This is a genomic window from Micromonospora sp. RV43 (assembly GCF_001029515.1).
In the GTDB taxonomy this organism is placed as follows: Bacteria; Actinomycetota; Actinomycetes; order Mycobacteriales; family Micromonosporaceae; genus Micromonospora; species Micromonospora aurantiaca.
The window spans coordinates 1-18,731 of the sequence record NZ_LEKG01000012.1; the positions used below are offsets into that span (position 1 = coordinate 1).

General features: G+C 72.3%; 17 protein-coding genes. 11 read left to right on the forward strand and 6 right to left on the reverse strand.

Annotated features, from left to right (window positions below; genetic code table 11):
- The 9 genes from ABD52_RS04925 to ABD52_RS04965 all read left to right on the forward strand — a co-directional run.
- On the forward strand, positions 1-337 hold a 337-nt coding region (locus ABD52_RS04925; RefSeq protein ID WP_047890919.1), incomplete at its 5' end, for a cellulose binding domain-containing protein.
- 11 nt (positions 338-348) lie between these two features.
- Positions 349-1,473 carry a ricin-type beta-trefoil lectin domain protein gene (locus tag ABD52_RS04930; RefSeq protein ID WP_013474637.1) on the forward strand — a complete coding sequence of 375 codons (1,125 nt, stop codon included), beginning with the start codon at positions 349-351 and terminating at the stop codon, positions 1,471-1,473.
- Between the two features lie 104 nt (positions 1,474-1,577).
- Positions 1,578-1,994 (forward strand): PPOX class F420-dependent oxidoreductase, encoded by a 417-nt coding sequence (locus ABD52_RS04935; protein ID WP_013474636.1) that lies wholly within the window; start codon positions 1,578-1,580, stop codon positions 1,992-1,994.
- A gap of 43 nt (positions 1,995-2,037) precedes the next feature.
- On the forward strand, positions 2,038-2,628 hold the full coding sequence (locus tag ABD52_RS04940; protein WP_047890920.1) for a DinB family protein: 591 nt from the start codon (positions 2,038-2,040) through the stop codon (positions 2,626-2,628).
- Between the two features lie 89 nt (positions 2,629-2,717).
- A complete protein-coding gene (locus ABD52_RS04945) occupies positions 2,718-4,529 on the forward strand; it encodes a hypothetical protein (RefSeq protein ID WP_047890921.1) in 1,812 nt (603 codons plus the stop codon).
- Positions 4,530-4,568: 39 nt separating this feature from the next.
- Positions 4,569-5,579 carry a glycosyltransferase family 2 protein gene (locus ABD52_RS04950; RefSeq protein ID WP_174361780.1) on the forward strand — a complete coding sequence of 337 codons (1,011 nt, stop codon included), beginning with the start codon at positions 4,569-4,571 and terminating at the stop codon, positions 5,577-5,579.
- Between the two features lie 114 nt (positions 5,580-5,693).
- Positions 5,694-6,824 (forward strand): SPFH domain-containing protein, encoded by a 1,131-nt coding sequence (locus ABD52_RS04955; protein ID WP_030270864.1) that lies wholly within the window; start codon positions 5,694-5,696, stop codon positions 6,822-6,824.
- Positions 6,821-7,909, forward strand: coding sequence for a hypothetical protein (locus tag ABD52_RS04960; RefSeq protein ID WP_013285130.1), 1,089 nt, complete (start codon positions 6,821-6,823; stop codon positions 7,907-7,909). The genes ABD52_RS04955 and ABD52_RS04960 overlap by 4 nt, the downstream gene beginning before the upstream one ends.
- A 147-nt stretch (positions 7,910-8,056) precedes the next feature.
- Complete coding sequence (locus ABD52_RS04965) at positions 8,057-8,755, forward strand: DUF4386 domain-containing protein (protein WP_047890922.1); 699 nt, start codon at positions 8,057-8,059, stop codon at positions 8,753-8,755.
- A 6-nt stretch (positions 8,756-8,761) separates the two neighbouring features.
- Here ABD52_RS04965 and ABD52_RS04970 read toward each other — a convergent pair whose 3' ends face one another.
- Complete coding sequence (locus ABD52_RS04970; RefSeq protein WP_047890923.1) at positions 8,762-9,559, reverse strand: SDR family NAD(P)-dependent oxidoreductase; 798 nt, start codon at positions 9,557-9,559, stop codon at positions 8,762-8,764.
- Positions 9,560-9,646: 87 nt separating this feature from the next.
- On the opposite strand from ABD52_RS04970, the gene ABD52_RS04975 reads away from it, so the two are divergent.
- Positions 9,647-10,498, forward strand: coding sequence for a helix-turn-helix transcriptional regulator (locus tag ABD52_RS04975; protein WP_013285127.1), 852 nt, complete (start codon positions 9,647-9,649; stop codon positions 10,496-10,498).
- Positions 10,499-10,573: 75 nt separating this feature from the next.
- Here the strand turns inward: ABD52_RS04975 and ABD52_RS04980 are convergent, their stop codons facing one another.
- Together ABD52_RS04980 and ABD52_RS04985 are read right to left on the reverse strand one after the other, a co-directional pair.
- Positions 10,574-11,809, reverse strand: a complete 1,236-nt coding sequence (locus tag ABD52_RS04980) for a cellulose-binding domain-containing protein (protein ID WP_047890958.1) — start codon at positions 11,807-11,809, stop codon at positions 10,574-10,576.
- A gap of 241 nt (positions 11,810-12,050) precedes the next feature.
- A complete protein-coding gene (locus ABD52_RS04985; RefSeq protein WP_047890924.1) occupies positions 12,051-12,914 on the reverse strand; it encodes a DUF6745 domain-containing protein in 864 nt (287 codons plus the stop codon).
- A 152-nt stretch (positions 12,915-13,066) separates the two neighbouring features.
- On the opposite strand from ABD52_RS04985, the gene ABD52_RS04990 reads away from it, so the two are divergent.
- A complete protein-coding gene (locus tag ABD52_RS04990; RefSeq protein ID WP_047890959.1) occupies positions 13,067-13,528 on the forward strand; it encodes an SRPBCC family protein in 462 nt (153 codons plus the stop codon).
- A 46-nt stretch (positions 13,529-13,574) separates the two neighbouring features.
- Here the strand turns inward: ABD52_RS04990 and ABD52_RS04995 are convergent, their stop codons facing one another.
- The 3 genes from ABD52_RS04995 to ABD52_RS05005 form a co-directional block, all read right to left on the reverse strand.
- Positions 13,575-14,267: a hypothetical protein gene (locus ABD52_RS04995; protein WP_047890925.1), complete on the reverse strand. Its 693-nt coding sequence runs from the start codon at positions 14,265-14,267 to the stop codon at positions 13,575-13,577.
- A gap of 16 nt (positions 14,268-14,283) precedes the next feature.
- Positions 14,284-16,593, reverse strand: coding sequence for a fibronectin type III domain-containing protein (locus ABD52_RS05000; RefSeq protein ID WP_235437344.1), 2,310 nt, complete (start codon positions 16,591-16,593; stop codon positions 14,284-14,286).
- Positions 16,594-16,755: 162 nt separating this feature from the next.
- Complete coding sequence (locus ABD52_RS05005) at positions 16,756-18,615, reverse strand: BTAD domain-containing putative transcriptional regulator (RefSeq protein ID WP_047890927.1); 1,860 nt, start codon at positions 18,613-18,615, stop codon at positions 16,756-16,758.
- Positions 18,616-18,731 lie beyond the last annotated feature (116 nt).

Sequence of the window (18,731 nt, forward strand, 5' to 3'; positions counted from 1 at the left end):
ACCCTCCTCTCCCCCGCCGCCCAGCACGCCGCCGCCGACCGGCGACGCCTGCACCGCGACCTACCGCACCACCAACTCCTGGTCCGGCGGTTTCCAGGCCGAGGTGACGGTCACCGCGGGCGCCGCGGCGCTCAACGGCTGGTCGGTGCGGTGGAACCTCGCCGGTGGTCAGAGCATCAGCCAGGTCTGGAGCGGCACGCTGAGCACCAGCGGATCCACGGCGACCGTCCGCAACGCGGCGTACAACGGCTCCGTGCCCGCGTCCGGCTCGACCACGTTCGGCTTCATCGCCGACGGCTCACCGTCCACCCCGTCCCTGACCTGCACCAGCCCGTGAGAGGAGCGTTCATGCGTACCGGAGCGAGGAGATGGCTCACCGCGGGCGCCGCGCTGGCGCTGCTGGCCGCCGGCGTGCTGACGCCCGCCGGCCCGGCGGGCGCGGAGTCCAACGGCGGCACCCGGGTGATGCCGCTCGGTGACTCCATCACCGAGGGCACCCAGGTGCCGGGCGGTTACCGGATCGGCCTGTGGCAGCGGCTGGCCGGCGGCGGCTACCGGGTCGACCTGGTCGGCTCGCAGTTCAACGGGCCGGGCAACCTCGGCGACCACGACCACGAGGGCCACCCCGGCTGGCGCATCGACCAGATCGACGCCAACATCACCGGCTGGCTGAACGCCTACCAGCCGCGCACCGTGCTGCTGCACATCGGCACCAACGACATCCTGCAGAACTACAACGTCTCGACCGCGCCGAACCGGCTCTCCTCGCTCATCGACCGCATCACCACCACGGCGCCGAACGCGGACGTGTTCGTCGCGCAGATCATCCCGCTCGCCAACTCCGGCCAGGCGGCGGCGGTGCGCACGTTCAACGCCGCGCTGCCCGGCATCGTGCAGTCGAAGGTGAACGCCGGCAAGCGGGTCCACCTGGTCGACCAGCACTCGGCGCTGACCACCGCCGACCTGATCGACGGCATCCACCCGACCGCCACCGGCTACGACAAGATGGCAGCGGTCTGGTACCGCGCGTTGCAGTCGGTGTCCGGCAGCATCGGCACCCCCGGCAGCGGCGGCGGCACGTACCAGAACGTGCAGCTCGTCGGCGCCGGCTCGGGCCGGTGCCTGGACGTGCCGAACGGCAGCACCACGAACGGCACCGCGGTGCAGCTGTACGACTGCTGGGGCGGCACCATGCAGCGCTGGACCTACACCTCGGCCAAGCAGTTGCAGGTGCTTGGCAACAAGTGCCTCGACGCGAGCGGGCGGGGCACCGCGAACGGCACCAGCGTGATCATCTGGGACTGCAACGGCCAGCCCAACCAGCAGTGGAACCTCAACGCCAACGGCACGATCAGCGGCGTCCAGTCCGGGCGCTGCCTGGACGCGGCCGGCTACGGCACCGCCAACGGGACCAGGATCAACCTCTGGGACTGCCACGGCGGCACCAACCAGCAGTGGAGCGCACGCGCCTGACCGGCGTGCGACGGGCTCCCCGGCGGACGCCGCCGGGGAGCCCGTCCGGGCGGCGCCCTCCGCATGACCAGCGGCGAACCCGGCCGGTACGTAGAGTGAGAGCCATGTCGAAGCCGCCGCTGCCCGAGCCCGCCGTCGCCATGCTGCGCAAGCCGAACCCGGCCGTCATCGCCACGCTGCGCGACGGCCAGCCGGTGTCCGCGGCCACCTGGTACCTGTGGGAGGACGGCCGCGTCCTGGTGAACATGGACGAGGGCCGCCGCCGGCTGGCGCACCTGCGCAGCGATCCCCGGGTCTCCCTGACCGTGCTGGACGAGGAGAACTGGTACACCCACGTCAGCCTCATCGGGCGCGTCGCCGAGTTGCGCGACGACGACGGCCTGGCGGACATCGACCGGATCTCGCAGCACTACACCGGGCGGCCGTACCCCCGGCGGGACCGCAACCGGGTCAGCGCCTGGATCGAGATCGAGCGCTGGCACGGGTGGGGCGCGCACAAGGACAACAGCCAGACCGGCTGACGGCGCCCCCACGATGTCCGACCCATGCGGAAGAGTGTCGGGCATGAGTGAGCCGTACGACCCGAAGGCAACGCTGCACCACTACCTGCGCGCGATCCGGGAGAATCTGATCTGGAAGCTCGACGGGCTGAGCGAACGTGAGGCCCGGCTTCCCCGCACCGCGACCGGCAACAACTTCCTGGGCCTGCTCAAGCACTGCCTGAACGTCGAAGCCGGCTACTTCGGGCCCACGTTCGGCCGCGAGTTCCCCACCCCCGGGGAACTGGTTCCGGACGACGCGTTCGACGGCGACCCGCAGGCGGACTGGTACGCCCGGGCCGACGAGACAAAGGACGGGCTGATCGACCTGTACCGCCGCGTCGGGGCGTTCGCGGACGAGACGATCGAGACGCTGCCGCTGGACGCGCCGGGGCGGGTGCCGTGGTGGCAGCCGGGCCGGCAGGACGTGACACTGCACCATGTCATCGTGCACGTCTGCGTCGACCTGGCCCGGCACGCCGGGCACGCCGACGTCATGCGCGAGCAGCACGACGCGGCGATCGGGCTGGGGCGGGACAACCGGAACGTTCCCGAGGGCTACGACTGGCCGGCGTACGTCAGTAAGCTGTCGGCGCTCGCCGACCGGTTCGAGTAGCCGGCCCTTCCGGTATGCCGGCCGGAAGTTTCAACCACATTTCGGACAGCGGATCGACAGGACCAGCAGCATCGTGAAGCATCTATCCCATGAAAATCCGGCCCGCCGTCGCCCCGCCGGCCGCTGAGGACACCGGTCCCGCGCGGCCTCCCGCCGAGCCGCCCTCGGACGACCGCCCCTCCGACGGGCGTCCCTCGGACGGCAGACGCCGGTGGCGGCCGAACCCGGAGTGGACGCTGGCGATCCTGGGCAGCCTGCTGCTGGCGGTGGTGCTGACCTGGCCGACGATGCGGCACCCGGCGACCACGATCCCCGGCGACCTCGGCGACCCGACGTTGCAGGCGTGGCAGGTCGCCTGGTCGGGGCACGCCCTGCTCAGCGACCCGGCCAACCTCTGGAACTCGAACACGTTCTATCCGGAGCGCTACACCTACGCCTACAGCGACACGCTGCTCGGGTACGCCCCGTTCGGGATGCTCGGCTCCGGCTTCGAGGCCGCTGTGATCCGCTACAACGTGCTCTACGTGCTGCTGCACGCGCTGGCGTTCCTCGGGGCGTACGCGCTGGCCCGGCAGCTCGGCGCCAACCGCTGGGGCGGTGCGGTCGCCGGGATCGCGTGGGCGTACGCGCCCTGGCGGCTGGCGCACTCCGGCCACCTGAACATCCTGTCCAGCGGCGGGATCGCGCTGGCGCTGGCGATGCTGGCGCGCGGCCACGGCTGGTCGCTGCGTCACGGATACCGGCCGGAGCGCCGCCGGCCCGGCTGGGCGGTGGCCGGGTGGCTCGTCGCGGCCTGGCAGGTGACGCTCGGCTTCGGCATCGGGCTGCCGCTCGTCTACTTCCTGCTGGCCGCCGTGCTGGTGGCGGCCGGCTGCTACGGCTGGTCCTGGTGGCGCAAGCGGGAGCGCCCCCCGTTCGGCCGGCGGCTGCTCGTCGCGGACCTGGCCGGCGGCGCCGTGTTCGGCACCGTGACGCTGCTGCTCGGTCTGGTCTACCTGCGCGTGGTCGACCTCAACCCGCAGGCCGTCCGCTCGCTGGACTGGACCAAGATGTTCTCCCCGCCGCTGATCGGGTTCGTCACCGCGCCGGGCGACTCGTGGCTGTGGGGGGAACGGCACGCCGCCGCCCGCGAGCAGCTGTCCTGGCCGCCGGAGATGGCGCTGCTACCCGGCATGACGCTGATCGGGCTGGCCGCGGCGGGGCTGTTCGTCTCGGCGTTCCCGGTGCGGCACCGGATCGCGCTGGGGCTCGGCGTGGCCGGCACCGTGCTGCTGGGCCTGGGCGCCACGCTCGGCGGGGACGGCGACCCCGGCTACCTGACGTTGTCCAACCTCCTGCCGGGCTGGGACGCGTTGCGTACCCCGGGCCGGATGATGCACTGGACCAGCCTGCTGCTCGCCGTGCTGGCGGCCGGGCTGGTGACGGCGCTGGCCGAGTCGTGGCGCCGGCCCGCGGCCGCACGCGTGTCCCGGGCCGCGGCGGCGCTGGTCCTGCTGGTGCCGCTCGCCCTGGTCACGCTGGAGGGCGTCAACCGCACGCCGCACCCGACCGTGCCGGCGCCACCGGCCGCGATGCGGACCGCGCCGGAACCGATGCTGGTGCTGCCGGCCGGCGGGGTGGGCGATCTGAACTACATGCTGTGGTCCACCGACGGGTTCCCCCGGATCACCAACGGGCTCGGCGGCTTCGAGCCGGTCACCCAGGCCCAGACGCGGGTCGCCGTGGCGACGTTCCCCGACGCGGGCAGCGTGGCCTACCTGCGCGGGATCGGCGTGCGGTCGGTCGTCGCGGTGCCGAGCCGCGCGGCGGGGACGCCGTGGGAGGGCATCGAGAACCGGCCGGTCGACGGGCTGGGCATCACCCGGGAGGATGTCGATGGCACGCTTGTCTACCGCCTCTGACGGCGTGGGCGCCGGATGCGTGTGTCCGGGCCGGGCGGGGTGAGCACCGTGCGGTTGTCGGTGGTGGTGCCCTGCTTCAACGAGGAAGCGTCGGTGGAGCGGCTGCACGAGATGCTCAGCGCCGCGCTCGCCGAGCTGACCGACGTGGACGTCGAGGTGGTGTACGTCGACGACGGCAGCGAGGACGGCACGCTGGCGGCGCTGCGCCGGCTCGCCGCGGCCGACCCGGCCGTCTGCTACACGTCGCTGAGCCGCAACTTCGGCAAGGAGGCGGCCATGCTCGCCGGCCTGCGCCGGGCCACCGGCGACGCGGTCGTCATCATGGACGCCGACCTGCAGCACCCGCCGCGGTTGCTGCCCGAGATGGTGATGCTCTACCGCCAGGGGTTCGACCAGGTGATCGCCCGCCGGGACCGCCGCGGTGACCGGTTCATCCGGATGGTCGCCTCGCGCTCCTTCTACCGCCTGGTCAACTGGTGGATAGACGTCCGCCTGCTCGACGGCGCCGGTGACTTCCGGCTGCTGTCCCGGCTCGCGGTGAACGCGATCCTGGCGATGCCGGAGTACAACCGCTTCTCCAAGGGCCTGTTCTCCTGGATCGGTTTCCGCACCGCGGTGGTGGCGCACCGCAACGAGACCCGGCAGGCCGGGCAGAGCCGCTGGACGTTCGGCAAGCTGTTCAACTACGCGTTCGACGGCCTGCTGTCGTTCAACAACCGGCCGCTGCGCCTGGCGATCTACGGCGGACTGTTCCTCACGCTCATCGCGGTGGGCTACATGGCCTGGGTGGTCGCCGACGCCGTGGAGAAGGGCATCGACGTGCCCGGCTACACCACCATCATCGTCAGCGTGATCGGGCTCGGCGGCATCCAGATGATGATCCTCGGGGTGATCGGCGAGTACATCGGCCGGATCTACTACGAGACGAAGCGCCGTCCGCACTATCTGGTGCAGGAGACCGAACGCGTCGTCGACACCCCCGGCCGGGCGTCCCGGATTCCGGAGCAGCGTACGGCCACCGGCGAATCGATGGCCGGCGAAACCGGCTGAGCAACCCCGATCGGTGGGCGCCGATAGGCGCAGAATCGTTCTCTTTTCGCAGGTGGCGGGCGGTTGCTATGGTCGCCCGCGACGCCGGAGACCGGCGCCGAGGAAAGGGTTGCGATGGGGCTGATGGACAAGCTCCGGGGCGAACTCATCGACATCATCGAGTGGCTGGACGACAGCCGCGACACGATGGTCTGGCGATTCCCCCGGTATCAGAACGAGATCAAGATGGGCGCCAAACTGGTCGTCCGGGAGTCCCAGACGGCGGTGTTCGTCAACGAGGGGAAGATCGCCGACGTCTTCGAACCCGGGACGTACACGCTGGAGACCCGCAACCTGCCGATCCTGTCCACGCTGAAGGGCTGGAAGTACGGCTTCAACTCGCCGTTCAAGGCCGAGGTGTACTTCGTCAACACCCGGCAGTTCACCGACATGAAGTGGGGCACCCAGAACCCGGTCATCCTGCGCGACGCCGAGTTCGGCGTCGTCCGGGTACGGGCGTTCGGCGCCTTCGCGGCCCGCGTGGTGGACGCGTCGCGGCTGCTGCGGGAACTGGTCGGCACCGATCCGCAGTTCCGCACCGAGGAGGTGCAGGAATACCTGCGGCAGCTCATGGTGGGACGCCTGGGCGGCGCGCTCGCCACGGCCGGGGTGCCGCTGCTGGACCTCGCCGCGCACCAGGACGCGATCGGCCGGCGGCTGGCCGCCGTGCTGACCGAGGAACTGGCCGAGGTCGGTATCGCGATCCCCAAGTTCGTCATCGAGAACGTGTCGGTGCCGCCGGAGGTCGAGCAGGCGCTGGACAAGCGGACCAGCATGGGCGCGGTCGGCGACCTGGACCGGTACACCCGTTTCCAGGCCGCGAACGCGATGGAGGCCGCGGCGAACAACCCGGGTGGCGAGGCGGGCGCGGGCATCGGCCTGGGCCTGGGCATGGCGATGGGCCAGCAGATGGCCCGGTCGATGGGCGGTGGCGCGGCCACGCACCCGGCCCAGCCCGCCGCCACGCAGCCGGCCGCCGCCGAGCCGCCGCCGCTGCCGGGCCAGGCCCAGTGGTACGTCGGCGTCGGCGGCCAGCGGCAGGGCCCGTACGACCTCGGCGTGCTGGCCGAGCAGGCGAACGCGGGCGCGCTCGGGGCGGACACGCTCGTCTGGCGTACCGGGATGGCGCAGTGGCAGCCCGCCGGGCAGGTGCCCGAGCTGGCGTCGGTGCTCGCCAGCGTCCCGCCGCCGCTGCCGCCGCAATGAGCGACACGGCTGTCTCGCCGCCCTCCTACCAGTGCGGGGGGTGCGGCGCCCGGGTCGAGTTCGCGCCCGGCACGACCGCGCTGAGCTGCCCGTACTGCGGGCACCGGCAGGAGATCGCCGGCGCCGGCCGGGAGGTGCGTGAGCACGCGTACGCGGAACTGGCGTCGCTGCCCCGCAAGCCAGTGGCGAGCGTCGGGGCGCACACGTTCGTCTGCCCGGGCTGCGGCGCCCGGACCGAGAGCGACGCGCTGGCGCAGCGCTGCCAGTTCTGCGCGGCTCCCCTGGTGGCCGACGCCGGGGCGGGTGAGCTGATCGCGCCGGAGGCGGTGCTGCCGTTCGCCGTCGACCGCAACGGTGTGCGGACGGCCCTGGGCCAGTGGTGCCGCAGCCGCTGGTTCGCGCCCGGGAGCCTGAAGAAGATCAGCGAGGCGGAGACGCTCAAGGGCACGTACCTGCCGCACTGGACGTTCGACGCGCGGACCGTGTCGGACTACCAGGGTCAGCGGGGCGAGCACTACTACGTCACCGAGACGTACACGGTGACAGTCGACGGCAGGCAGGAGACGCGGACCCGGCAGGTGCGGCACACCCGGTGGCATCCGGCCGCCGGCACCGTACGCCGGGACTTCGACGACGTGCTGGTGCCGGCCACCACCCACCTGCCCACCGAGCAGCTGGACAAGCTGGCGCCGTGGCCGCTGACCGAGGCGGCCGCGTACCACGGCGACTACCTGGCCGGATACCAGGCGCTGCGGTACGACACCGAGCCCGAGGCGGGCCTGACCGAGGCGAAGGCGCGGATGGCGCCGGTCATCGAGGGGGACTGCCGGTCGGACATCGGCGGTGACGAGCAGCGGGTGTCCGCCGTGGACACCACGTACTCCGACGTGTCGTACAAGCTGGTCCTGCTGCCGGTGTGGATCGCCGCGTACCTGCACGCGGGCCGGTCGTACCAGGTTCTGGTGAACGCGCGGACCGGTGAGGTCATCGGCGAGCGCCCCTACAGCACGGCGAAGATCGTGGCGGCGGTGCTGGCCGCGCTGGCGCTCGTCGCGCTCGTGGTGGCGTACGCGATGAGCCGCTGACGCGCACGGGCCACCGGTGTGCCGCACCGGTGGCCCGTGCGCATCGCGCGAGGTGACTGCCCGAGCGGCCGATGTGCCGCCGCGCGGGTCCACAGCAGAGTGAGGGCATCACCACCATCGGCCGGGCGGCGACGGAGGGAAGCCCCGATGGACTCACTGCGGAAGACCTCGCTGGTCGCGGGCGGCGCCTATCTGCTCACCTTCGTCTCGATCCCCACCGTGGCCCTGTACGCCCCGGTCCGCGAGTCGGACTACGTCCTCGGCACCACCTCGCAGGCTCCGGTCGTCCTCGGCGGCGTCCTGGAGGTGATCGTCGCGCTCGCCTGCATCGGCACCTCCGTCGCGCTGCACCCGGTGCTCACGCGCCAGGGTCCGGCCCGGGCGCTGGGCTTCGTCGGCGCCCGGGTGCTCGAAGCCGCAGGCATCCTCGTCGGCGTCGCGAGCATCCTGACGCTCGTCGCGCTGCGGGAGTCCGACGTCGGGCCGGACGCGCTCGTCACCGGCCGCGCGCTCGTCGCGTTCTACGACTCGGTCTTCCTGCTCAGCCAGGGCTTCCTGCCCGCCGTGAACGCGCTGCTGCTGGGCACCCTGCTCTACCAGTCCCGCCTCGTGCCGCGCGTGCTGCCGGTGCTCGGGCTCGTCGGCGCGCCACTGCTCGTCGCCTCCGACCTGGGCACCCTGTTCGGCGCCTGGGACCGGCTGTCAGCGGTGGCGGCGGTCGCCGCGCTCCCCATCGCGGTGTGGGAGTTCTCGCTCGGCGTCTACCTGGTCGGCAAGGGCTTCCGGCCCTCCCCCGTGACGGACGGCGCGGTCGAGCCCCGGCCGGTCCAGGACGCCGCCGTCTGAGCCGGGTCAGGCCCGCGCGCCGCCGTCGACCCGCAGCACCGTACCGGTGACGAAGGAGGCGCGGTCGCTGAGCAGCCAGGCGGCGGCCTGGGCGATCTCGTCCGGTTCGGCGGCCCGGCGCAACGGGCTGGCGGCCGCGAGCCGGTCGATGATGCCGGGCGACTCCGCGTCCCAGGAGCGCATCATCTCGGTGAGCGTGCTGCCCGGGGCGATCGCGTTGACGCGGATGCCCTCCGGCCCGTAGGTGATCGCCGCGGACTCGGTGAGGCTGTTCACCGCGCGCTTCATCGCCCCGTACGCGGGCAGTGCGGGGTTGCCCATCAGGCTGCCGACGCTGGAGTTGTTGACGATCGCGCCGGTGCCCGCCGTGGCCCGGATCGCGGCGACCTCGGCGACCATGGCGAGCCACGGTCCCTTGAGGTTGACGGTGTAGACGTGGTCGAAGTCGTCTTCGCGTACCCGGTCCATCGGTCCGGGCGGCACGATCGTCGCGCCGTTGTTGAAGGCGACGTCGAGGCGGCCGTACACCTCGACCGTGCGGTCGACGGCGGCGCGCACGCTGGCCGCGTCGGCCAGGTCGCAGAGCACGTACTCGGCGGTGCCACCGGCGGCCCGGACCTGCTCGGTGACCGCCTTCAACTGCTCCTCGGTCCGGGCGGCGAGCAGCACCCGGGCGCCCTCGGCGGCGAACAGCCGGGCCGCCGCGGCGCCGATGCCGCGCCCGGCGCCGGTGATGAAGGCGACCTTGCCGGCCAGCAGGCCGACGGTCGGGTGGACGATCGTGTCGGTTCGTGTGGTGTCCATGCCGGCAAGCCTGCGTCCGGTCGCGGAGCCCATCCAGGTACCGCCGGTACCTGGATACGCGCCGCCGCACGAGGGCACACTGGGGTCGTGGACCGACGTGAGCTGGCAGTGTTCCTGCGCAGCAGGCGGGAGCGGATCACCCCGGCCGACGTGGGCCTGCCCGCCGGACGGCGTCGCCGCACCCCGGGACTGCGCCGCGAGGAGGCGGCGCGGCTGGCGTTCATCTCCACCGAGTACTACACCCGGCTGGAGCAGGGCCGGGGTCCGCGTCCGTCGCGGGAGGTGCTGGCCGGGCTGGCCCGCGCGCTGCGGCTGTCCGACGCCGAACGCGACCACCTCCACCACCTGGCCGGGGCGCCGCCCGCGCCGCCGTCCGGGCCACCCCGGGAGGTACGGCAGAGCGTGCTGGACCTGCTGCACCGGCTGCCGCAGGCGGCGGCGTTCGTGACCTCGGCGGCGTTCGAGGTGATCGCCTGGAACGACCTCGCGGCGGCGCTCATGGAGGACTTCTCCGCAGTGCCCCGGCGGGACCGCAACCTGGTCCGCCGGGCGTTCCTCGGCCCGCACCTGCACGGCGCGGGGCTGTACGACGTGTCGGACGTGGGCGAGTTCGCCCGCCACTCGGTCGGGCGGTTGCGTGCCGCGGCGGCCCGCTATCCGGACGACCCGGAGATGGCCGCGCTGATCGCGGAGCTGCTCGCCGGGAGCGAGGAGTTCGCCCGCCTGTGGGCCTCCCACGAGGTGGGCGGCGCGCGGACGCTGTGCAAGACGTTCCGGCACCCGCTGGTCGGGCCGGTGACTGTCAACTGCGACGTCCTCGACATCACCGACCGCGACCAGCAGGTGGTCATCTACACCGCCACGCCCGGCTCACCGTCGGAGGAGGCGCTGCGGCTGCTCTCCGTGATCGGCACCCAGCGGATGACTGTCGAGCACTGAGCCGCCCGCCCTCGGTGGAACGCCATGGGTGTCCGCGCTCCCGTTCGACACCCATGACGTTCCACTCGCGGTGGGTCAGCAGCCGATCCGGGTGGAGCCCATCGCCACGTCGTCGTACCAGAGGGTGTCGGCGCCGCCGCCGTAGCTCTCCCAGCCCAGCTTCAGGTCGGTGAGCTGCGGTCGCCAGGTGCGGTTGTACCACTGGCCGTCGATGTCGTGCGTCGGCACGCCGTCGGCGGTCAGCCCGGTCACGGCGACACCGTCCAGCCACGTACGCAACTGGCCGGCGGAACCGTCCACCATGAACTCCAGGCAGGCCCAGCGGTTGGTGGGCAGCGGCACGCTCTGCGCCACCCCGGCCGGGCTCTGCTCGGGCAGCGTGGCGTCGTCGGAGGCACGGTTCCACTGGAGCGCGCCGTTCTGGCCGCCCAGCCGCAGGTCGCGGTTGCCGTCGGCGGCGTCGGACATGGTGATCATCGTGGTGTGGTCGGTGGGCTGGGCGGTGGTGTGCCGGACCCAGATCCGGGCGTACCTGACGCTGCCCAGGCCGCTGAGGTTCTTCGTGGTCCGGACGAACACGTGATTGCAGTACCCGGCGGCGCCGTTGATGCGTATCGCGCGGCTGCCGCTGTGCGTGGTGGTCGTGTCGATGGAGGCCGTGCCGGCGCCGGAACAGTCAGGGCTCACCACGCTCCAGTCACCCGACGGCGTCGAGCCGGTCTGGTTCTCGAAGCCGTCGCACAGCACCGCCCCCGCACACCCGCTCGGCGGCGGCGTGGTCGGCGGCGGCGTCGTGGGAGGTGGCGTCGTGGGCGGCGGGGTGGTCGGTGGAGCAGTCGTGGGTGGGGCGGTGGTCGGCACCGCCGTGGTGGGCGGCGGCGTGGTCGGGCCGGTGCCGTTGCACGGTACGCCGTTCAGGCTGAACCCAGTCGGCGCGCCGCCGGCGGTACCGTACGTGCCCTGCACGCCGAACTCGGTCGAGCCGCCGGCCGGGATGCTGCCGTTGTACGACATGTTGCGGGCGGTCACCGTCGATCCGGACTGGCTCACAGTGGCGTTCCAGCCGTTCGTGACGCGCTCGTCCCCGGCGTACGTCCAGGTGACCGTCCAACTGGAGACGGCGGTGTCACCCGGTGACACCTTGATGTTCGCGGTGAACCCGCCGGGCCACTGGTTGGGTGTGTAGTCGACCCGGCAGCCCTGTGCGGCTGCGGCCGGGCCGGTGAGCAGGGCCGTACCGGCCGCGGTGACGGCGGCCAGCGCGGCGACGGCCGCCACGAGCGGGGCGGGGCGGGCACGGAGAATCGTCATGGGAAGTCCTTCGGCGTCGGACAGGGCGCAGCGGCGCGCGTCGTCGTCGGACGCGGCGGTGCGCGAGGATGCGGCGCGGCGGTGCGCCACGGTGGGTGGTCGATGCGTACGACCGATGTGCCCGGCTCGAAAGGCGGCCCGGTCAGCCGCCGGGGTCCGGTCTGCGGACCTCGGCGGCGCCCGAGCCCAATCTATTTACCGTCGCCTATCCAATCAAGGTCTCCGCCCGCGCGGATGCCCGTCATCCCGGATCGGCGCCCACGCCGCTCAGCAGCGGTTGCCAGCCGTCGCGGTAGCGCACACCGCCGGGTCGCAGCCGGACCCGGTCGTGCGGCGTACCGGGGACCGGCTCGATCCGGATCACCTGTGGCCGGTCCACCACGACGCAGACCTCTTCCCCCGGCCACCACCAGCCGCAGGAGCGGGCCAGGTCGGCCCAGGTGTCCAGGTGTCCGGCCTCGTCCGGCCCGTACCGGGCGAGGCCGAGCCGGCGCAGCACGTCGTAGTAGGCGATCCAGGACGTGTCCTGCTGCCCGTACCAGCACACGGGCACCGGGCCGTCGCCCGCGAGCGCCGCACGCACCGGCAGGTAGAACCCGTGCGCGAGGCTGCGGTGCAGCGCCGCGCGTACCCCCTGGTGCAGGACGACGGCGAGCGGTACGCCGCCGTCGAACGCCCGCTGCGGCGCCAGCTCGGGCCACGGCTCCTTGGCCTTGCCCCTGCGTGCGGGTGACAGCTCGGGATCGGTGTGCACGACGCCCGCGCTGAGCGCGCCCCGGAGCTGGGACACGACCATGGCGATGTCGCTCGCCAGCATCGGTGTCCGGGGCGGCCGTACCGCCCGGATGCGCTCGTGGAGCCGGTCGAGGGTGGGCCAGCCGCTGACCAGAGGCAGTGCCTTCGCCGGCGAGTCGACCCATTCGAAGCGGGGTCGCGGCCGCGACGCCCTCGCGTAGACGGCGGTCAGGCAGCGCTCGGCGGTGGGCTTGTCGGCCGACTGTGTGGACAGGGCGTGGTCGAGCCATTCCTGGCGGATCCGGACCGCCTGCTGCCACAGGTCGTGCGGGGTCTTCGCGGCGTCGTCGCGCCGCGTGGGGGCGCTCATCGCGCCGGGGCGTCGCCGCCCTTCCGGTAGGAGATCATGGAACGACTCTGACCCATGTCGCGGCACCGCTCAAGCGAATTCCGTACCGTGGCCGCATCCGCAGTGCCCGGCCAGGAGAGAAGGGAACACCGCTGCCCGTGGACAGTGACCGCTTGACCCGACCCCCTGTCATCACCGCGCAGATGCTCATCCGCCGGCCCGCCGCCGAGGTGTTCGAGGCGTTCGCCGACCCGGCGGTGACCACGAGGTTCTGGTTCACCAGGAGCAGCGGCCGGCTGGAACCCGGCGCCGTCGTCACCTGGGACTGGGAGATGTACGGCGTCTCCACCGTCGTCACCGTCAAGGACGTGGAGGAGAACCGCCGCATCCTGGCCGAGTGGGATCCGGAGTCCCCCACCCAGGTCGAGTGGCGGTTCCTGCCGGGTGAGGACGACACCACGCTGGTCCGGATCACCGAGACGGGCTTCGCCGGCACCGCCGACCAGGCCGTGAGCAGGGCGATCGACTCGATGGGCGGGTTCACCATGGTCCTCTGCGCCTGCAAGGCGCTGCTGGAGCAGGGTGTGCTGCTGAACGCCGTCGGCGACGCCCACCCGCCCGGATTCGAGGACTGACCGCGGCTGCGGTGGGTGGGCCGGGGCCCACCCACCGCAGGCCGGTCTAGCTGCCGAGCGTGGCCTTCGCCGCGTCGATGGCGTCGAGCAGCCGTTCCTGGTGCTCGAAGCCGTCGTCGTCGGCCACAGGGCTCGCCCCGCATTCACGCTGCCGCGCGTGCAGCAGCGTCTCGTCCACGGGAGTCACCGGGAAGGCCAGCGGGTCGAGGTCGGGTGCCCCGTCCGCGTCCTCGACGACGAGCCACTTGTTCGCCTCGTCGTAGCGGACCACACCGGCGGCGATTCCCCTGGTCCACTGGTCGAAGAGCACGGCCAGGCTGGGGGCGGCACGGACCGACTCCCAGGCGTCCTCCCCGACCGGGTAGCGCCAGATCTCCCCCTCGTGCTCGCCCGCGAGGACGAACGTGTAGAGCAGGAAGTCGAAGTGGAACAGGGGTAGTTGCTGCCGCCAGGGGAACGGCGTGCCGATCGACAGCCCCAGGTCGTCGAGCGCGTCCCCACCGTCCGGCCACGGCATCCGCCATCCGCCGTTCGGGAGCAACCGCGCGTCCGGCCAGCGCTGCGACTGCAACCAGGCCAGCTGATCCGCGACGTGGTCCACGTCGAAGATCCGGCGCACCCGGTCCGGCGGCGGCCCGGCCGGCGACTCGCCCGAATCGGGCCAGTCGAGGCCGGCGGCAGTCGCCGCGACGCGGTACTCCCGCACCGCTTCGCGCAGTACGCGCATGTCGTCGAGCATCAGGAGGCTCCTCGGCTCACGGTGCCACGGGCGTCATGCACAGGCTAGCCCCGCCGCCGCTGAGCTTGAAGGCGAAGCTCGGGCCGCCGGCCTCGACCCACGGCTTCACCGGCAGCACGACGAACTTGGTCTTGTCGCTCACCTTGCACTTGCCGTAGAACGCGTTGATGTCGTTGGCCTGCGGAAGCGACTCGGCTGTCGACACCAGCTTCAGGCTGGCGACCTGGCCGGTCAGGTCGACCGCCTGGTCGGTCGACCAGAACGGGAACTCGTCGCAGGTCTGCCCGGGAACCCGTACGTCGCACGCGTTCGGCTTGAACGCCGCGGTGCCGAACCAGCCGCGGCTGTGGCCCTTGGCGCGCGCCGCCTGCCCGCCGGCGCTTCGCGCCGGGTAGAACCACACCGCCCGGGTCGGCGGCTGCGGATATCCGCCGTCGCCCATGGCGGCCACGATGTGCTTGCCGGTCTCGGTCATGTCGGCGCCCTTGTAGTTCTTGGCCCCGGGTACGTAGACGATGATGTCGTCGTCGCATCCGGCCTTGCCCTGGGTGCCGCGCTGCGCCGTACATGCCTGGTCGATGATCCGCTTGAGGCGCGCGTCCTCCGTGGAGTCCCAGGCGAAGGGCAGGTTGCGCTGGTTCGCCACCAGCTTCGTCGTCTTGACGACCTCGGCGTAGACCTTCAGGCTGTTGTACCACTCGCCCTCGTCCAGGCCCCAGTTGTCGAACTGCTCGAAGTCGACGTCGTGCGAGATCGGGTACTCGATGAGCCCGTTGACGCCGATGGTGCCGGGGAAGAGGATGGCGAGCAGCGTGCCCAGCGCGGCCCCGAGGCCGAGGCCGCCGAGGCCGACGACCCACCACGAGATGCTGGCGGCGGCTACCGGGGCGACCGCGGCCGCCGCGGCCGTCTCCGCGACGGGAGCGATGAGCGTCGCGCAGGCGCCGCTGCTCAGACACCAGGCGATCGGCACCACAGCCGCCTGCAACAGCAGCGGCCGGGGCTGCGTGTCGTCGATCGACGAGATGACCGGACCGCGGCCGGAGGGAGCGATGGCGAACAGCGTGCGGGTGAGGTCGTCCGCACAGTCGACGAGCTTCTCGCCGGACGGTGGCAGGACGGCGTCGAGGCAGCTGGTGTCGGCTGCCCGGTAACAGCCGAGGAAGATCTGCGTGGCGCCGGAGGGCACCGGCACACTCGCACGCGAGCTGGCCGCGATGTAGATGTCACCACCGGCGCCCGCGCATTGCGACGCTTCACTGGCGGTGGTCTGCGTGACCGCCGGCGACAGCTCGTCCACGTGGATCATCGTGGTGAAGTCGCCGGCGAGTTCCCGCACCACAGTGCCGTCGGCGCTCAGCGCCTCCACCCGGAAGGCGTACGGCGTGTACTCCTCGAGCGGCTCGATCGGGAGCTTGATGACGCTGTCCGCCGTACACGGGCTGGCCACGTTGCCGTTGCCGTCCTCGCAGAGCTGGTCTCGCTCGAAGTGGTCGTAGATCTCGCCGTCGAGGTAGGCGCGGTAGCTCGCCTCGGTGGCCGGGTTCGGGTGCCAGCTGGCCATGGCGCCGCCCTCGTCCGGGTCCAGGGTCAGGCCGGCGTCCACGTCGGGCGGCGGCGGCAGGGCGTCGGTCGTGAACGACGTCGTGGCGGGCGTCTTCGACCGGTTGCCGGCCAGGTCGACGGCGACCACGGAGACCGTGTGGTTGCTGGACGGCTGGAGTCCGGTGATCGAGTACGAGCGGGTGCCGACCGTGGTCCGGTGCGGGGTGCCCCCGTCGACGGTGACCTCGTATCCGGCGAGACCGTAGTTGTCGGTCGCGGCACCCCAGGTCACCTTGGCGCCGGTGGCCGTGATCGTGCCGACCGCCAGGTTCGGAACGTTGCTCGGCGGGATCAGGTCCAGCACGGTGATGTCGCGCAGGATCCGTGCGTAGCGGCCGGGTTCGCGCTGGGCACGGGTGCAGACCTTCACCGGACCCAGTCGCGGTGGGCGCATGCTGGCGGTCCAGGAGGCCGACCAGTCCGTGACGCCCTCCGGCGGCGGGCCGTAGGTGAAGCTGGTCGAGGTGGTCTTCTCGACCGAGACGTCCACCATCGTGGCCTGCTTGTGCACATAGCCGCTGACGGCGATCCTGCCGTTCGCGTCGACCGCGACCTCCGACCCGGCTGCCGGTCCTTCGAGGCGGATGGACGCGTGGTTGACGTCGTCCGGCACGGACGGGTCGGCGCATGCCGGCAGTTGCGCCTCGGTGACGACCTGGGCGGATGCCGGCTGGCTGATCATGCTGAGCGGGAGGAGGATCGCGACGGCGAATGCCGTCATGCGTATGGACCGACTGAAATAGCGATGACGTCTGTAGCCTGACATGCCGCCCCCGTCTCACTGAGATTGGTCGATGACGAGCGGAGCCTGTCACGGCGATCTATATTCGAGATACTTTGTCGTCTACGCTCGCCGGACGACCCGAGCGGTCGGCAGAATCGATCACCCGGACCGGGACGACAACGTGAGGAACGGGTTCCCCCGGACGAGCCGCGACGCCGGCCCGGACGGCACTGTCGACAATTCGGCGGCGTAATCCCTGACCAGCGCCGGCAGCCGGTAGCGGGCTGCACCGTCCCGGGCGACCAGGTGCGCATCGACCAGGCCTTCCATGGCCCGCCTGATCCGTTCGGTGGACTCGCCGAGTTCCGCCGCGGCACGGTCCACCGCCGCCGGAGCCTCCGGGCAGGCGGCGAGAAGCTCGAACAGCCGGCCGGCCACCTCGTCCTCCGAGGCAACACCCGCGACGGCGGCGGCCAGGCTCGCTCGTACGGACAGGTCGTCGTAACTCAGCAGATCCAGCGTGCTCCCTCCCGCTGTGAGTTCGCCGACCAGCGCGGCCACCGGCATCCCCGGCCACGTCGCCAGTCTCGAGCCGGCGACCCGCAGCGCCAGCACCGATCCGGCACACAGGCCGATCAGCTCGGCTGTCGCGCCCGGATCCGCGGCCAGCCGTTCCGGACCGGCGAGCGCGGCCAGCAGTTCCCGGGCGCCGGGTTCGGCCAATGGCGACAGGGCGACCCGCCGTACACCGTCGAGGTTGCCCAGAGCGCGCCGGGCCACGGCGATCAGGGCAGGACCGGGACTGGCGGGTAGTAGGGGCCGCACCTGGGCCGCGCTGGTGACGCCGTCGAGGACCAGCAGCAGCCGGCGTCCGGCGGTGAGCGAGCGCAGGCGCCCGGCGCGCTCGTCGACGCTGTCGGGCATGTCGCCCGGCGCGACGCCGAGCGCGCGCAGCACCCGGGCCAGCAACTCCGCCGGGGTGACCGAGGCCCGGTACGCGACGTCGACGAAGATCTGCCCGTCGGTGAACTCGCCGGCCACCGCGTGGGCCGCGTGTACGGCGAGCCCGGTCTTGCCGCTTCCCGGCGGGCCCGTGACGACCACGACAGCGGGTGCGCGGCCCGTCGCTCCCGTGCTGACCTCCCCCGCTTCCCTGGTGCGCCCGACGAAGGTGACCAGATCCGGTGGCAGCTCCCGGGGCACCGTCCGGCCGGTCTCGGCGGCGGGAGCCGGATCGGCGGTCGACGGTGCCGCGATCACCGGCGGCGGCCGGGTGTACGAGACGTCCGGCGCCCGTTCCAGAATCGCCCGGTGCAGGGCGGCCAGTTCCTCGCCCGGCTCGATGCCGAGGTGCTGGTCCAGCCGGGCGCGCGCGTCCCGGTAGGCGGCCAGTGCGGCCGGCACCTCACCGCAGCGGTACAGCGCGAGCATCAGCTGCCCCCACGCCCGTTCCCGCAACGGGTACGCGGCCAGATGCTCACGCAGCCCGGGTAGCAGCTCGGCATGCCGGCCGACCGCCAGGCGGGCATCGGTCAGCACCTCGAACACCTGAAGCCGCTGCTCCTCCAGGCTCGCCCAGCGGTTGTCGAGCGTGGTGCCGGTCGGCAGCCCTTCGCCCGCCGCGCCGCGCCACAACGCGAGTGCGGCGTCGAGCGCGGGAACGGCGTCGAGCGCATACCCCCTGACCAGTGCCGTGCGGCCGTTCTCCGCCAGCCGGTGGAACTCCGTGACATCCAGTTCGTCGGGCTGCATCCGCAGCTCGTACGCGTTCGGACGCGTCACCAGCCGGTCGCCCACCATCCGGCGCAGCGCCGCCGCGTGCGAACGCAGGTTGGCCGTCGCCGAAGGCGGGGGGACGTCGGACCAGACCATGGCGGCCAGCCGGTCCAGGGACACCGACCGGTTCGCCGCCAGCGCGAGCCCGGCGAGCGCGGCCCGCCGCTTTCCCGGTCCCGGCGCGACGCGCCGGCCGCCGACCCGCAGCTCGACAGGGCCCAGAAGCCGAATGTCCAATTGCATCCCGTCGCTCCCCCGTCGAACTCCGAGGCCGCCCACAGTAGGCGGCCCCGCAGATCAGGACAAGGCATTTCGATAAGGGCCAAATGTGACGGGAATCAATGCAAGTAGCGGTGTGT

What these genes read in the sequence shown, in the direction of transcription:
- ABD52_RS04930 (WP_013474637.1), top strand. Translation starts at nt 349, where the DNA reads ATGCGTACCGGAGCGAGGAGATGGCTCACCGCGGGCGCCGCGCTGGCG.
- ABD52_RS04935 (WP_013474636.1), top strand. Translation starts at nt 1,578, where the DNA reads ATGTCGAAGCCGCCGCTGCCCGAGCCCGCCGTCGCCATGCTGCGCAAG.
- ABD52_RS04940 (WP_047890920.1), top strand. Translation starts at nt 2,038, where the DNA reads ATGAGTGAGCCGTACGACCCGAAGGCAACGCTGCACCACTACCTGCGC.
- ABD52_RS04945 (WP_047890921.1), top strand. Translation starts at nt 2,718, where the DNA reads ATGAAAATCCGGCCCGCCGTCGCCCCGCCGGCCGCTGAGGACACCGGT.
- ABD52_RS04955 (WP_030270864.1), top strand. Translation starts at nt 5,694, where the DNA reads ATGGGGCTGATGGACAAGCTCCGGGGCGAACTCATCGACATCATCGAG.
- ABD52_RS04960 (WP_013285130.1), top strand. Translation starts at nt 6,821, where the DNA reads ATGAGCGACACGGCTGTCTCGCCGCCCTCCTACCAGTGCGGGGGGTGC.
- ABD52_RS04965 (WP_047890922.1), top strand. Translation starts at nt 8,057, where the DNA reads ATGGACTCACTGCGGAAGACCTCGCTGGTCGCGGGCGGCGCCTATCTG.
- ABD52_RS04970 (WP_047890923.1), bottom strand. Translation starts at nt 9,559, where the DNA reads ATGGACACCACACGAACCGACACGATCGTCCACCCGACCGTCGGCCTG.
- ABD52_RS04980 (WP_047890958.1), bottom strand. Translation starts at nt 11,809, where the DNA reads ATGACGATTCTCCGTGCCCGCCCCGCCCCGCTCGTGGCGGCCGTCGCC.
- ABD52_RS04985 (WP_047890924.1), bottom strand. Translation starts at nt 12,914, where the DNA reads ATGAGCGCCCCCACGCGGCGCGACGACGCCGCGAAGACCCCGCACGAC.
- ABD52_RS04995 (WP_047890925.1), bottom strand. Translation starts at nt 14,267, where the DNA reads ATGCTCGACGACATGCGCGTACTGCGCGAAGCGGTGCGGGAGTACCGC.
- ABD52_RS05000 (WP_235437344.1), bottom strand. Translation starts at nt 16,593, where the DNA reads ATGACGGCATTCGCCGTCGCGATCCTCCTCCCGCTCAGCATGATCAGC.
- ABD52_RS05005 (WP_047890927.1), bottom strand. Translation starts at nt 18,615, where the DNA reads ATGCAATTGGACATTCGGCTTCTGGGCCCTGTCGAGCTGCGGGTCGGC.